The sequence below is a fragment of the Rhodococcoides kyotonense genome, from assembly GCF_900188125.1.
Taxonomy (GTDB): Bacteria; Actinomycetota; Actinomycetes; order Mycobacteriales; family Mycobacteriaceae; genus Rhodococcoides; species Rhodococcoides kyotonense.
Map to the genome: position 1 here is coordinate 510307 of NZ_FZOW01000001.1, position 13575 is coordinate 523881.

The following is a 13575-nucleotide window of genomic DNA, read 5'->3' on the forward strand; positions in this document are numbered from 1 at the left end:
TCACATGCGAACGGCCGTCGCGCAGCCCGGAAACGACCGACGCCGCACCTCCCCTGTCGGGGTGATGCGGCGTCGTCGAAGAGAAAGCTGGTGTCAGCGCTTTTCCTTGATCTTGGCAGCCTTGCCACGGAGATCGCGGAGGTAGTACAGCTTCGCGCGACGGACGTCACCGCGAGTCAGAACATCGATCGACGCGATGTTCGGGCTGTGCACCGGGAAAGTACGCTCGACGCCGACGCCGAACGAGACCTTGCGAACGGTGAACGTCTCACGGACGCCACCACCCTGGCGGCGAATAACGACGCCCTTGAAGATCTGCACGCGCTCCTTCGAGCCTTCGATAACCTTGACGTGCACGTTGAGCGTGTCGCCGGGGCGGAAGTCAGGAACGTCGCTGCGCAGCGACTTGTTGTCCAAGAAGTCCAAAGTGTTCATCGGTGGGGCCATCCTTGCGTTCTTCGCACGAGTAGAGGAACCGAGCGGCGCCGTGGCTGCGTGGAACTGATACAACACGGAACTCGGCTGGTTCGTACTCCGATTAGGTCTGCGCCTGGTACAGGCAACCCCACTATTGTGCCAGACAACGCCCAGCCGGCGAAATCGCCGTCACACGACGGGAGCCGCGGCCGGCCGAACCGTCCTGTCCAGCTCGTCCTCGGTCGCCGATACCGCGTGATCGATGCTCGGTTTACCCGCGATCAGGTCCTGAAGATAGATCTTCGCTCGAATCGCGGGGCGCCGGATGGTTCGTTCCCGCCGCAGCGCCCGCTCCATCTTTTTGGGCCTGCTCGTGTACCGCCACCTCGCCCACGGCGCCGCGGGCCTGCTGAGCCGCAACGCTGCGATGAACAGGATCGGAACGAAGAATAGTCCCACCAATCCGGTCCATATCTTGCCCTTCAGGACCACCACCGCACACAAACCCAAGTTCACGAATGCCAGCACGACATACCCCGCTCGCGCCCACGTGTCGTGGCTGTGTCGGATGTCGGTGACGTTCAGCAGTTCCAGCGGGTGAAAACCCAGCAACAACAGTCCGGTGCCTGCTACGGCGACGAAGACGGCGTCGACGGACGTCCTCCCCTGCTCGGACCAGTACACGTCCTGGAGATAGAAGATCAGCGCGAACTCGTCGAGCACCAACGCGGCGCCGACACCGAACAGGGCCGCGAGCGCAGCGCCCGTCTCCTGCGTGCCGTCCTCGAAGACCGCGACGAGTGCGACACCCGACACCAGCATCAACACGATGCCGAACACGACGTGATGGATGTGTTGCCCGCCGGGCGTGATGTTGCCCGGCCACCACTTCACCTGTGCCCGAATCATCCTGACACTCAGTCGAATCAACAGAAAGCCGGCGACGAAGCCCAACAGGAAACACAGAAGCGGCAGGCGGCCGTGCGCGATGATCTCGTGGTTCAACCATCTCACGGCCGCCGCAACTCCTTTCACATGTGAAAAGAGATGTTACTTGCTGAATCCCGCCTTACGGAGCGCGTCGGCCATCGATCCGCCCGCAGGTGCGCTCGCCTGACGACCGCCCCCACGGTTGTTGTCGGGGCGCCCGCCCTGCGAGCGCCGATTCTGCTGGCCGCCTCCGCGTGGCGCGTTTCCGGAGCCACCGCGCGGCTTGTCCTTCGCGGACGCACCCGGTTCGTCGTCGAGACGCAGACTCAAACCGATGCGCTGACGCGGTACGTCGACCTCCATGACCTTCACCTTGACCACGTCACCCGACTTGACCACCTCGCGCGGATCCTTGACGAAGTTGTGCGACATGGCCGAGACGTGGACCAGACCGTCCTGGTGAACACCGACGTCGACGAACGCCCCGAATGCGGCGACGTTGGTGACGACGCCTTCCAGTGTCATTCCTGGCACCAGATCCGCAACCTTCTCGATTCCGGCAGCGAACGTTGCCGTCTTGAACTCGGGTCGTGGGTCGCGACCGGGCTTCTCCAGTTCGGCGATGATGTCGGTGACCGTCGGGAGCCCGAAACGCTCGTCGGCGAACTGCTGTGGCTTCAGTCCGCGCAGCAGCGGTGCGTTACCGATGACCTCGCGTACGCCGACACCCGCGGAATCGACGATCCGACGCACGACCGGGTACGCCTCGGGGTGCACGCTGGACCGGTCGAGTGGATCGTCACCGTCCTGAATCCGAAGGAAGCCCGCGCACTGCTCGAATGCCTTGGGCCCCAACCGTGCGACGTCCTTCAGCTTGGAGCGGGACGTGAACGGCCCGTTCTGGTCGCGGTGCGCGACGATGCTCTCCGCGAGCGAACCGGCGATGCCGGACACGCGTGACAGAAGCGGCACCGATGCCGTGTTTACGTCGACGCCGACGGCGTTCACGGCGTCCTCGACGACGGCACCGAGTGAGCGCGCGAGCAGGGATTCCGAGATGTCGTGCTGGTACTGACCGACACCGATGGACTTCGGGTCGATCTTGACCAGTTCCGCGAGTGGGTCCTGAAGTCGCCGAGCGATGGAGACGGCACCTCGAATGGACACGTCCAGATCGGGGAGCTCGCCCGACGCGTATGCCGACGCAGAGTAGACCGACGCTCCTGCCTCGGACACCACGATCTTGGTCAGCCCGGCAGCCGGGAACTTGGCGATGAGATCGGCGGCGAGCGCATCGGTCTCGCGTGACGCCGTGCCGTTTCCGATGGCGATCAGCTGAACCGAATGCTTGGAGGCGAGTGCGGCCAGCGTCGCGATGGCCTGATCCCACTTGCCCTGGGGCTTGTGCGGGTAGATCGTGTCGTAATCGACGACCTTGCCGGTCGAGTCGACGACGGCCACCTTGGTACCGGTACGGAAGCCGGGGTCGAGGCCCATCGTCGCGCGGTTGCCTGCAGGCGCGGCGAGTAGCAGATCCTTGAGGTTCGATGCGAAGACGTCGACGGCGTCCTTCTCTGCGGATTGACGAAGTCGCATTCTGACGTCGATCGCGAGCGTCACGAGCAGCTTGGTGCGCCACGCCCAGCGGACGGTGTCGAGGAGCCATCGATCGGCGGGCCTACCGCGGTCGGCGATGTCGAACGCGGTCGCGATACGGCCTTCGTACACCGTCGGCACACCGGGAGGCGTCTCTTCGCGTTCGGGCTCGAGACCGAGCGAGAGCACCTCTTCCTTCTCACCGCGTAGCGCCGCGAGAATGCGGTGCGACGGCAGAGACGTGAAGGGTTCCGAGAATTCGAAGTAGTCGGCGAATTTGGCGCCTTCGTCTTCCTTGCCCTTGCGCACGGTCGAGACGAGTTGGCCACGCGTCCACATCAATTCACGCAGTTCGCCGACGAGGTCCGGATCCTCGGCGAACCGCTCGACGAGGATGGCGCGTGCACCGTCGAGTTGCTCGGAGTCGTACGACGCGGGATCGGTGGTCGGGTCACCGATGAGCGCGTCGGCGACCGGCTCGTGGCCTGCCTCGCGCGCGATCTGTGCCTTGGTCCGACGCTTCGGCTTGAACGGCAGGTAGATGTCCTCGACGCGTGCCTTGGTCTCGGCCAGCATGAGTGACTGTTCGAGTGCATCGTCGAGCTTGCCCTGTGAGCGAATCGATTCGATGACCGCGTCGCGTCGCTCGTCGAGCTCGCGGAGGTACCTCAACCGCTCTTCGAGCAGGCGCAACTGCGCGTCGTCGAGCATGCCGGTGACTTCCTTGCGGTACCGAGCGATGAACGGCACGGTCGAACCGCCGTCCAGCAAGTCCACGGCAGCGCTTACCTGACCTTCGGAAACGTCGAGTTCCTCGGCTATGCGCTTGTTCACAGTTTTCAGAGCAGTCGTCACGGCGCACGACCCTACAGCTACTGTGGGACACGTTCACCAGTGACCAGTGCAGGAGACCTTCGATGTCCAGGCCTATGCAAGTCCTGGCACTCTCGTGCTCGGCCCTGCTCGCCGCGATCGCCATTCTCGTCTCGGGGTGCGATGTTCCGGAGGATTCCGGGACGACCGGGACGACAGCAACTGTGTCGTCGCCGTTCCCCGACACCGAGACGGTCCAGGACCTCGCACTCGATTCGCGCATCCCCGCGGCCGTCGCATCGGCCGCCGGGCGTGGCGCGGAGATCTCGTTCGCCGTTCTCGACCGACGTACCGGTGCGTACTACGCCAGTGGCGACACCACTCAGGTCGAAACCGCGTCCGTCTCCAAACTGTTCATCGCCGACGAGGTCCTCCACGAAGCCAACATCGCCCAGGCTCCCGTCGCCGAGGAAGACTTGACGCAGCTGAAGGTCATGCTGAAGTCGTCGAGCGACGACGCAGCGAACTATCTGTGGAACGAGTACGGCGGCAACGACATCGTGCTCCGGGTCGCCGAACGCTACGGTCTGGCAGCGACGTCGCCTCCGTGGGACGGTCTGTGGTGGAACACCATGACGACGGCAGCCGACATCGTCGGTTACTACACCAAGCTCGTCGACGGCACCGGCGGCCTGTCCCCCGCGTCGACCTCGACCATTTTGAGCCTTCTTCGCGAATCGGAGCCGGTCGCCACCGACGGCTACCACCAGCATTTCGGGATCGTCGACGGCCTTCCATCCGAACCGGTCTGGGCGGTCAAGCAGGGGTGGATGTGCTGTATCGCGGGCCGGTGGGTTCATCTGTCGACCGGAACAGTCGGCGAAGACGACGAATACGTGATCGCGTTGATCTCGCGCGAAGAGGTGCATTACGACGACGATTGGGAGCACTACCCCGATACAGCTGTCGTCGACGTCACCGATGACAGCAGCGCGCAGCACGCACGTGACACCATCACGGGCGTCGTATCGATGCTGTTTCCCGACGGCCGCGTCGACTAGAAGTCGACGCGGTCAGTCGAGCAGATCCGGCCGGCGTTCCTGGGTTCGACGCACCGACTGTTCCGTGCGCCACGCGGCGATGCGTGCATGGTCACCGGACAGCAGGATGTCCGGCACGTCCAGATCACGCCAGCTCACCGGGCGGGTGTAACTGGGGCCTTCGAGGAGGCCGTCGGAGAACGAATCCTGTTGGTGCGACTGCTGATTCCCGAGAACGCCCGGCAGCAGGCGCACAACCGCCTCGCTCATGACGAGAACGGCAGCCTCACCGCCGATGAGAACGTAGTCACCGATGCTGACTTCCTCGACGCGAACCCGTCGCGCGGCGTCGTCGAACACGCGCTGGTCGATACCTTCGTAGCGGCCACACGCGAACACGATGTGCTTCTCCTGCGACCATCGCTCGGCCGTGCGTTGCGTGAACGGAACACCGGCAGGGGTCGGGACGACGAGCAGTGAGTCCTCGGTGAGGACATCGTCGAGCGCAGGACCCCAGACCGTCGGCTTCATGACCATCCCCGGCCCACCGCCGTACGGCGAATCGTCGACGGCCTTGTGCACGTCGTGCGTCCACGAACGCAGGTCGTGGACGTTCACCGATACAAGGCCCTTGTCGATCGCCTTGCCCAACAAGGCGGTTCGGAGCGGGTCCAGATATTCGGGAAAGATCGTGACGACGTCGAGTTGCACGAGTTCTACTCCGGATCCAGAAGACCCTCGGGCGGATCGATCGTCACCGTTCGATCGGCGAGGGACACCGACGTGACGATCGCCGCGACGAACGGGACGAGTATTTCCGCTCGGCTTCCGTCGGAGGGTCGGATCGACAGCAATTCGCCTGCGGCAGAATGCAATACCTCGCGGACGGTACCGACGACGGTATCGTCGGTGAGCTTCACGGTCAGACCCTCTAGTTCGTGGTCGTAGAACTCGTCGGGATCGTCGGACGAATCCAGATCTTCCGAGTCGACCACGAAGAGCGTGCCGCGGAGCGCGTCGGCGGCGTCTCGGGAGTCGATTCCCTTCAGGCGCAGCAAAAGCCGCCCGGAGTGTTCCCGGGCGGCTTCCACCGTGTATGCGGTCGCGTCCGTGGTCGCCCGCGGCTTGCGGCCGTGGATCACGGTACCGACGGCGAAGCGCTCGTCGGGTTCGTCTGTGCGAACCTCGACGACGACCTCGCCTCTGATGCCGTGCGCTTTCGCTACACGACCAGTTACAAGCTCCATGTGAAGTGCGCTACTGATCCGTGTCGACGACGTCGACGCGGATGCCGCGGCCACCGATGCCGGAGACCAACGTGCGCAGAGCTGTTGCCGTTCGACCACCGCGACCGATGACCTTGCCGAGATCGTCGGGGTGCACGTGTACTTCCACGGTGCGGCCACGACGGCCGGTGATCAGTTCGACGCGGACGTCGTCAGGATTGGCGACGATGCCGCGAACGAGATGTTCGACGGCATCGGCGACAACGGCACTCACTTCTCAGCAGCCTCGGCGGCCGGTGCTTCTGCGGTCTCGGCTGCAGCGTCGTCGGCCTTGGCCTCGTCCGCCTTCGGAGCCTTCTTCTTCTTGGCCGTGGTGGCGTCGCCGAGCGGCTCGGCGTCGGCCTGAGCCAGCGCAGCGTTGAACAGGTCCAGCTTGGACGGCTTGGGCTCGGCGACGCGGAGGGTGCCCTCGGCGCCGGGGAGACCCTTGAACTTCTGCCAGTCACCGGTGATCTTCAGCAGTGCCTCGACGGGCTCGGTCGGCACAGCGCCGACACCCAGCCAGTACTGTGCACGCTCGGAATCGATGTCGATGACGCTCGGCTCTTGCTTGGGCTCGTACTTGCCGATGGTCTCGATCGCACGGCCGTTGCGGCGTGTGCGAGAGTCGGCGATGACGACGCGGTAGTGCGGGGTGCGGATCTTACCGATGCGCATGAGCTTGATCTTGACAGCCATGAAAAGTAGAGCCTTTCGAGTTGGTCACTTCGCAATTCGGCGGTGTGCGTGGACCGCACACCCGGTTTTGCGTTGATGGGGTTGTCGTGACCGCCGTGCGGTACGGAACCGGAGACGGGCGAACAGCTGATCATTCTGCCAGACGGGGGCCATCGGCAGTTAATCGGCAGTACACACGGCCGTCGACCAGCCCGGAATCGCCGTCAACGCTGTGGAACACCACGCAGAACGGTGACGTCGGGGTTGGACAACACCTCGGGCGACGTTCGAGGATCCACCGAATACACCAGCAGGTCCGCAGGCGCACCGTGCTCGAGCCCTGGCCATCCGAGCCACGACCGCGCCGTCCAGCTCGCGGCTCCGAGCGCTTCGGTCGACGTCATACCGACGCCGGTCAGTGCCTGGACCTCGTCGGCGATGCGCCCATGGCGGATCGACCCGCCTGCATCGGTACCTGCGAAGATCGCCACTCCCGCGTCGTGGGCGCGGCCGATGGTCGACTCGACGCGGGCATGCAGATCCCGCATGTGCCTCGCATAGATCGGATACTTCGTCGCCGACGCCGCGATGTCGGGGAACGTGGCGATGTTGACGAGCGTCGGCACCAACGCCGTCTGATGCTCGACCATCATCTCGATGGTCTCGTCCGTCAGACCGGTGCCGTGTTCGATGCAGTCGATGCCCGCCGAGATCAACCCGGGCAACGCGTCCTCCCCGAACACGTGCGCCGTGACGCGGGCGCCCTCCGCGTGTGCGGCGTCGATCGACTCCTTCAGAATCTTCTCGTCCCACAGGGGCCTCAGATCGCCGACACTGCGGTCGATCCAGTCGCCGACGAGCTTGACCCAGCCGTCACCGAATCGCGCTTGCTGCGCAACGGCTTCCGGTAGCTGCGACTCGTCTTCGATGTCGATCGCCAGCCCGGGAATGTAGCGCTTGGGCGACGCGATGTGACGCCCGGCGCGAATGATGCGCGGCAGGTCGTCGTAGTCGTCGAGCGCGCGGGTGTCGACGGGCGAGCCTGCATCACGCAGCAACAGCACGCCGACGTCGCGTTCGATCTTCGCCTGCTCGATCGAGCCGGCGAGATCCTCGTGCCCACCGCCGTACTTGATGCCGACGTGACAGTGCGCGTCGACGAGACCAGGAAGGATCCAGCCGCCGTCGCACAACACGGTCGCGTCGGCGATCGGTTCGAGGGAAATTCTGCCGTGATCGATCCACAGTTCGGTCGGTTCCTCGGACGGCAGAACGCGACCTCGAACAGCAAATGCGGGCACGGCGCCTCGACTACTTCTTCGGCAGCTTCAGCTGCGACAGGTCGATACCTTCGAGCCCGGGCGGCATCTGGTCGAGCCCCTTCGGCATCCCGGACAGGTCGGGCATCCCGGCAGGCATACCTCCCGGCATGCCGGGGAAACCGCCGCGGATCTTGGGCTGAGTCGGGCCGCGTCCGCCCTTCTTGCCTTTCTTGCCCTTCTTGTTCCGAACCTGCTTGCGCGCGCCGGGCATGCCCATGCGGCCGGCCATCGCCGACATCATCTTGCGCGCCTCGAAGAAGCGGTCGACGAGCTGGTTGACGTCCGAGACCTTCACGCCGGAGCCGTTGGCGATGCGGAGGCGTCGCGACGCGTTGATGATCTTGGGATCGTTGCGTTCCTGCGGCGTCATGCCGCGGATGATCGCCTGAACGCGGTCGAGCTGCTTCTCGTCGATGTTGGCCAGTTCCTTCATCTGGCCTGCACCGGGAAGCATGCCGAGCAGGTTGCCGATGGGCCCCATCTTGCGGACGGCCATCATCTGCTCGAGGAAGTCGTCGAGCGTGAGCTGGCCGGACCCGATCTTGTTGGCCGTCGCCTCGGCCTGTTCGGCGTCGAAGTGCTGTTCGGCCTGTTCGATGAGGCTGAGAACGTCGCCCATGCCGAGGATTCGGCTGGCCATGCGGTCGGGATGGAAGACGTCGAAGTCCTCGAGCTTCTCACCCGTCGACGCGAACATGATCGGTTCGCCGGTCACTTCACGGACGCTGAGCGCCGCACCACCGCGCGCGTCGCCGTCGAGCTTGGTCAGGACGACGCCGGTGAAGCCGACCCCGTCGCGGAACGCCTGAGCCGTGCTGACGGCGTCCTGGCCGACCATCGCGTCGAGGACGAACAGTGTCTCGTCCGGCTGGACCGCGTCACGGATTCCCGCGGCCTGGTTCATCAGTTCGGTGTCGATGCCGAGACGACCGGCGGTGTCGACGATGACGATGTCGTACTGCTTGCTGCGGGCCTCGGCGACACCGGCACGAGCGACCTCGACGGGGTCGGCCGCCGAAATGCCGAGTTCGTTGTCGCCGCCGCCGATGGACGTACCCGGGTGCGGTGCGAACACCTGGGCACCCGCGCGCTCACCGACGATCTGCAGCTGACTCACGGCACCGGGACGCTGGAGATCACACGCGACGAGAAGAGGCGTGTGCCCCTGATCCTTGAGCCATTTCGCGAGCTTGCCCGCCAACGTGGTCTTACCGGAACCCTGCAGACCAGCCAGCATGATGACCGTCGGGGCGGTCTTCGCGAACGTCAGTCGACGTGTCTCCCCACCGAGAATCCCGACCAGTTCCTCGTTGACGATCTTGACGACCTGCTGCGCCGGGTTGAGAGCGCCGGATACCTCGGCGCCCTTGGCGCGCGTCTTGATGCGCGTGATGAACTCGCGCACGACGGAAAGGGCGACGTCGGCTTCGAGCAGCGCGAGCCGAATCTCGCGAGCCGTCGCGTCGATGTCTGCACCGGAGAGACGACCCTTGCCACGCAGGTCCTTGAGGGTCCCGGCCAACCTGTCGGAAAGGGATTCGAACACCGATTGCACTCCTGAGCCGATAGCGAATGGGGCCTTGTAAGTCGAGTAGAGCAGGCTCCAGACTAGCGCCCGATACCGCGCCCCGTCGTCGGCGAGGCCTCTCGCCGAGCGACGTTACGCGCTACGTGCTGCGTCGCTCCAGGTCACCGACACGCCGCGGGTGGTCAACCATTCCGCAGGATCGACCTTCACTCCGCTGGGGTCGTGTACCTCGAAGTGCAGGTGTGGACCGGTCGACTGGCCGCGGTTGCCCACGGTTGCGATCTGCTGCCCCGCGGTCACCTGCTGGCCCTCGGCGACCGAGTACGCGTCGACGTGTCCGTAGACCGTCTCGGTACCGTCGGCGTGCAGCACCTTGACCCAGAGTCCGAATCCGGACGCGGGCCCGGCAGCAGTGACGACACCGTCCGCAGCCGCGAGCACCGGAGTCCCGATGGGAGCGGCCACGTCGAGCCCACCGTGGTGTGCGCCCCACCGCGAACCGAAGCTCGACGTCAGGACACCCGACACCGGTTGCACGGCACGCTCTTTCAGAGGCTGGAGCCCCTTCAGCAGGTCCTGCGCTGCAGCCCCGACGTCGGGAAGCCCGAGCGCCGGAAGCTGTGACGTGTCCGGGATCTCGATGCCCGGCGGGAGTTCGAAGTTCTCCGGCAATGCAATTCCGGTCGGAAGCTCGAAGCCGGCAGGCAGCAGATTCTGCGGGAGCTCGAACGGAACCGCCGTCACCGGAGCCGGCGCGGGAACCGGTGCCGCAGAAGCGGTTCCGGTGCCCATCTGCGCAGCTCCCGCGACGATCGCGCCCGTCGCGGCGACGATGGTCGCCGCCCTGATCCCCGAATCGTTGGAGTCTTCCTTCGCCCTGTGTCGCCCACGTGGTGTGTTCGCGTTGTTCTCGGTCGGAACATAGATGTTCGACCGCCGGTGGGATCCCACAGTGTCTACCTCATCAGTCGTCGGCGTGCGCCCCCGAGCGACTCGGCGCCCGGACCCGCTTTTCGTCTGCTGCGGAGAAACGTAACAAAACGATCTCGCGCGCAAACACCGTAACCGAATCTTTATGAAACTTCACAAGGACGCGCGGGGCGTTACGTCCCTTCGGGCTTCTCCGGTGGCTTGGGAGGCTCAGGAGCTGGGACGACGGCGAGAATCGCTTCCTCGATCTCCTCACGTGTCGCACGGCTGTCCGACCCCGTCAGGTCGATACAGAACGCGTCGACGACCGAAGTACCGAGTGTCGACACCCGCGCCCACCGAACGTCCGCCCCGAGTCTCTCCAACTCACTCGCCAGACGACAGAGCAGCCCGAGCCGATCCTCGGCGCGGAGTTCCAGGACGACCTGTCCCGGCTCGGTCCCGTCGAACCACAGCACGCGAGGAGGCGCCTGTGCGTACTGCACAGGCACGGCCGAACCGTCGTCGTCGTCCAGGACCGGCGGCCGCGCATGGAGTTCCTTGGCGTCCAGCATCGCGACGAGATCGAGTTCCCCTGCCTGCGCCCGAATCAGTTCCTGACGGAGCAGGCCCGCCTGCGGCGGTGCTCCGAACAGAGGAGCCACGGCGAACGAGTTGACCGCCGAACCGTCGTGGCTGCCGAGCGACGCCGACAGCACCCGCAACGAGTGCAGTGCCAGGACTCCCGCGGCGTCGGACAGCAATCCCGGGGTATCAGGCGCGACGACCGTCACGACGAACGTGTGCGAACCGTCGGTCGGCTGGAGGTCGACGTGCACGCCGCCCTTCTCCGCCAGCGCCACATGTGCAGGATCGAGCGGGTCGGGCACCGGCAGCGTCTCCCCTGCCATGACCATGCGGCAACGCCGGACGAGTTCCCGAATGAGCGACGCCTTCCAGTCGCCCCACACACCGGGCCCGGTAGCCAACGAATCGGCTTCGGCGAGTGCATGCAGCAATTCGAGAAGCACAGGGTCCGCACCGAGCGCCTCGACGACGGTCTGCACGGTGACAGGGTCGTCGAGATCACGCCGCGTTGCGGTGTCGGGCAGCAGCAGATGATGGCGCACCATCGACGTCAACAGAGCTACGTCCGACGGCCACAGACCCAGCCTGTTGCCGATCTGCGTCGCCAACTCCGCGCCGACGACGCTGTGGTCTCCCCCGCGTCCCTTGCCGATGTCGTGGATCAACGCGCCCAGGACGAGCAGGTCCGGCCGCGCCACACGGGTCGTCAGCGCCGACGCGTATGCCGCGGTCTCGACGAGATGTCGATCGACGGTCCACGTGTGGACCGCATCGCGAGGCGGAAGGTCGCGGACCGCGCCCCACTCGGGGAGCAGTCGTCCCCACAGTCCGGTTCGATCGAGCGCTTCGATCGCCGGGATGGCTCGTCGTCCGGATCCGAGAAGAACCAATAGGTCGTTGACTGCCTCTTTCGGCCACGGCTCGCGCAGCTCGGGCGCGCTGTCCGACAGACGATTGAGCGTCGACGCCGACATCGGCATCCCGGTCTGGGCGGATGCGGCCGCCACACGCGTGATGAGTCCCGGGTCCTTGTTCGGACGAGCGTCCCGTGCGAGGACGACCTCACCTGCATGTTCGACGACGCCCTCGTCCAACGGCCGACGCACGGGCACGCGCCTCAGTCGCGACAGACCACGCCGCGGCAACGAATTGCCGGCCGTACGAAGTCCGACGTCGACGGAATAGCTGATGGTGCGTGCGGAATCGCTGAGCACACGGGCCAGGTCGAACCGATCTCCGATCCGCAGCGCGGCACCGATCTCGTCGGCGTCCTGCGCGCGCAGCTGATCCCGAGCGCGTCCGGCGACGCGGTGCAGTTCCGTGCGGACGTCGAGCATCCTCGAATGCGCGAACGCGAGTCCGCCGCCCGGCGACTGTGGCCCGAGCCCGGGCATGCCGTCGGTCAACTGTGCGATCGAGAGCGCGTCGAGAAGTTGGACGTCGCGCAGTCCGCCGCGTCCGCTCTTGAGGTCCGGCTCGGCGCGGTGCGCGATCTCGCCGCTACGTGACCACCTCGACTCCGTCTGCGTGATCAGTTCCTCGAACCGTGAGCGAATTCCGGTACGCCATTCGCGGCGTACACCACCGATCAGCAGGTTGCTCAGCTCGACGTCACCAGCGATGTGGCGAGCCTCCAGCATCCCGAGCGCGGCCGTCATGTCGGTCGACGCCACCTGGAGGGCCTGCGGCACCGTGCGCACGCTGTGATCGAGTTTGATGTGGGCATCCCACAGGGGGTACCAGAGCTTGTCGGCGACATCGGACACCAAAGCGGGGTCGATGTCGTCGTGCAGAAGTACGAGATCGAGATCGGAGTACGGAAGCAGCTCGCGACGGGCAAGCCCTCCGACTGCGACGATCGCGAATCCCGAATCGGGTTTGATACCGAGTTCGGCACCCTTCGTGGTCAGCCAGAACTCGTGGAGGTCGACGAGCGCCTGCCGGAGCGAGGGCGCATCGAGCCTGCGATTGCGTGTTCCCCCGTCGAGCAGCTGTTTGCGTGCTCGTGCCAGGTCTGCCGCTGCATCGGAACTCTTCGTAGCGGACGGCCCAGAGGCCGAAGGCCCCGACCCCGCAGCGTGTGCTGCAGAGCCGGGGCCGCCTGCCCGCGACCCGGTGGGGTCAGAGCGCATCGGCGCCACGTTCTCCGGTACGCACTCGGATGACCGAGTCGACCGGCGAAACCCAGACCTTGCCGTCACCGATCTTGCCGGTACGAGCGGCTTCGACGATGACCTCGACGACCTTCTCTACCGCAGCGTCGTCGACGACGACCTCGACGCGTACCTTGGGCACGAAGTCGACCGAGTATTCGGCGCCACGATAGACCTCGGTGTGGCCCTTCTGACGTCCGTATCCCTGGACCTCACTGACCGTCATGCCAAGCACACCGGCCTGTTCGAGCCCCGTCTTGACGTCCTCCAACGTGAACGGCTTGACGATTGCCGTGATCAGCTTCATTTCTGCTTCCCTTCACAAGCTCTTTTCGG

13 protein-coding genes are annotated in these 13575 nt (G+C 65.4%); 1 reads left to right on the forward strand and 12 read right to left on the reverse strand.

Translation table 11 applies throughout. From position 1 onward, the window contains the following. Nucleotides 1-93 precede the first annotated feature (93 nt). The 3 genes from rplS to CHB96_RS02360 form a co-directional block, all read right to left on the reverse strand. Nucleotides 94-435, reverse strand: coding sequence for a 50S ribosomal protein L19 (gene rplS, locus CHB96_RS02350; RefSeq protein WP_089243086.1), 342 nt, complete (start codon nucleotides 433-435; stop codon nucleotides 94-96). Nucleotides 436-606: 171 nt separating this feature from the next. Beyond that, a complete protein-coding gene (locus CHB96_RS02355) occupies nucleotides 607-1422 on the reverse strand; it encodes a hypothetical protein (RefSeq protein WP_089243087.1) in 816 nt (271 codons plus the stop codon). A 45-nt stretch (nucleotides 1423-1467) separates the two neighbouring features. Further along, nucleotides 1468-3798 (reverse strand): Tex family protein, encoded by a 2331-nt coding sequence (locus CHB96_RS02360; protein WP_176444080.1) that lies wholly within the window; start codon nucleotides 3796-3798, stop codon nucleotides 1468-1470. A 62-nt stretch (nucleotides 3799-3860) separates the two neighbouring features. Between CHB96_RS02360 and CHB96_RS02365 the strand changes: the two genes are divergently transcribed. Next, complete coding sequence (locus CHB96_RS02365) at nucleotides 3861-4817, forward strand: serine hydrolase (protein WP_089242915.1); 957 nt, start codon at nucleotides 3861-3863, stop codon at nucleotides 4815-4817. A 12-nt stretch (nucleotides 4818-4829) separates the two neighbouring features. Here CHB96_RS02365 and trmD read toward each other — a convergent pair whose 3' ends face one another. The 9 genes from trmD to CHB96_RS02410 all read right to left on the reverse strand — a co-directional run bounded on the left by trmD (nucleotide 4830) and on the right by CHB96_RS02410 (nucleotide 13546). Then, entirely contained in the window at nucleotides 4830-5507 is a 678-nt protein-coding gene (gene trmD / locus CHB96_RS02370) for a tRNA (guanosine(37)-N1)-methyltransferase TrmD (RefSeq protein ID WP_089242916.1), read from the reverse strand. A 5-nt stretch (nucleotides 5508-5512) separates the two neighbouring features. Continuing rightward, nucleotides 5513-6043, reverse strand: a complete 531-nt coding sequence (gene rimM, locus CHB96_RS02375; protein WP_089242917.1) for a ribosome maturation factor RimM — start codon at nucleotides 6041-6043, stop codon at nucleotides 5513-5515. Between the two features lie 10 nt (nucleotides 6044-6053). Further along, nucleotides 6054-6296, reverse strand: coding sequence for an RNA-binding protein (locus tag CHB96_RS02380; protein ID WP_003939023.1), 243 nt, complete (start codon nucleotides 6294-6296; stop codon nucleotides 6054-6056). Continuing rightward, nucleotides 6293-6760, reverse strand: coding sequence for a 30S ribosomal protein S16 (gene rpsP / locus CHB96_RS02385; RefSeq protein ID WP_089242918.1), 468 nt, complete (start codon nucleotides 6758-6760; stop codon nucleotides 6293-6295). The genes CHB96_RS02380 and rpsP overlap by 4 nt, the downstream gene beginning before the upstream one ends. A gap of 203 nt (nucleotides 6761-6963) precedes the next feature. After that, nucleotides 6964-8040 (reverse strand): amidohydrolase family protein, encoded by a 1077-nt coding sequence (locus CHB96_RS02390; protein ID WP_089242919.1) that lies wholly within the window; start codon nucleotides 8038-8040, stop codon nucleotides 6964-6966. Nucleotides 8041-8050: 10 nt separating this feature from the next. Further along, entirely contained in the window at nucleotides 8051-9607 is a 1557-nt protein-coding gene (ffh, locus tag CHB96_RS02395; RefSeq protein ID WP_089243088.1) for a signal recognition particle protein, read from the reverse strand. A gap of 114 nt (nucleotides 9608-9721) precedes the next feature. Beyond that, nucleotides 9722-10540 carry a M23 family metallopeptidase gene (locus tag CHB96_RS02400; RefSeq protein ID WP_089242920.1) on the reverse strand — a complete coding sequence of 273 codons (819 nt, stop codon included), beginning with the start codon at nucleotides 10538-10540 and terminating at the stop codon, nucleotides 9722-9724. Between the two features lie 152 nt (nucleotides 10541-10692). After that, nucleotides 10693-13218 (reverse strand): [protein-PII] uridylyltransferase, encoded by a 2526-nt coding sequence (locus tag CHB96_RS02405; protein ID WP_089243089.1) that lies wholly within the window; start codon nucleotides 13216-13218, stop codon nucleotides 10693-10695. Beyond that, complete coding sequence (locus CHB96_RS02410) at nucleotides 13208-13546, reverse strand: P-II family nitrogen regulator (RefSeq protein ID WP_019664269.1); 339 nt, start codon at nucleotides 13544-13546, stop codon at nucleotides 13208-13210. The genes CHB96_RS02405 and CHB96_RS02410 overlap by 11 nt, the downstream gene beginning before the upstream one ends. Nucleotides 13547-13575: the final 29 nt, after the last annotated feature.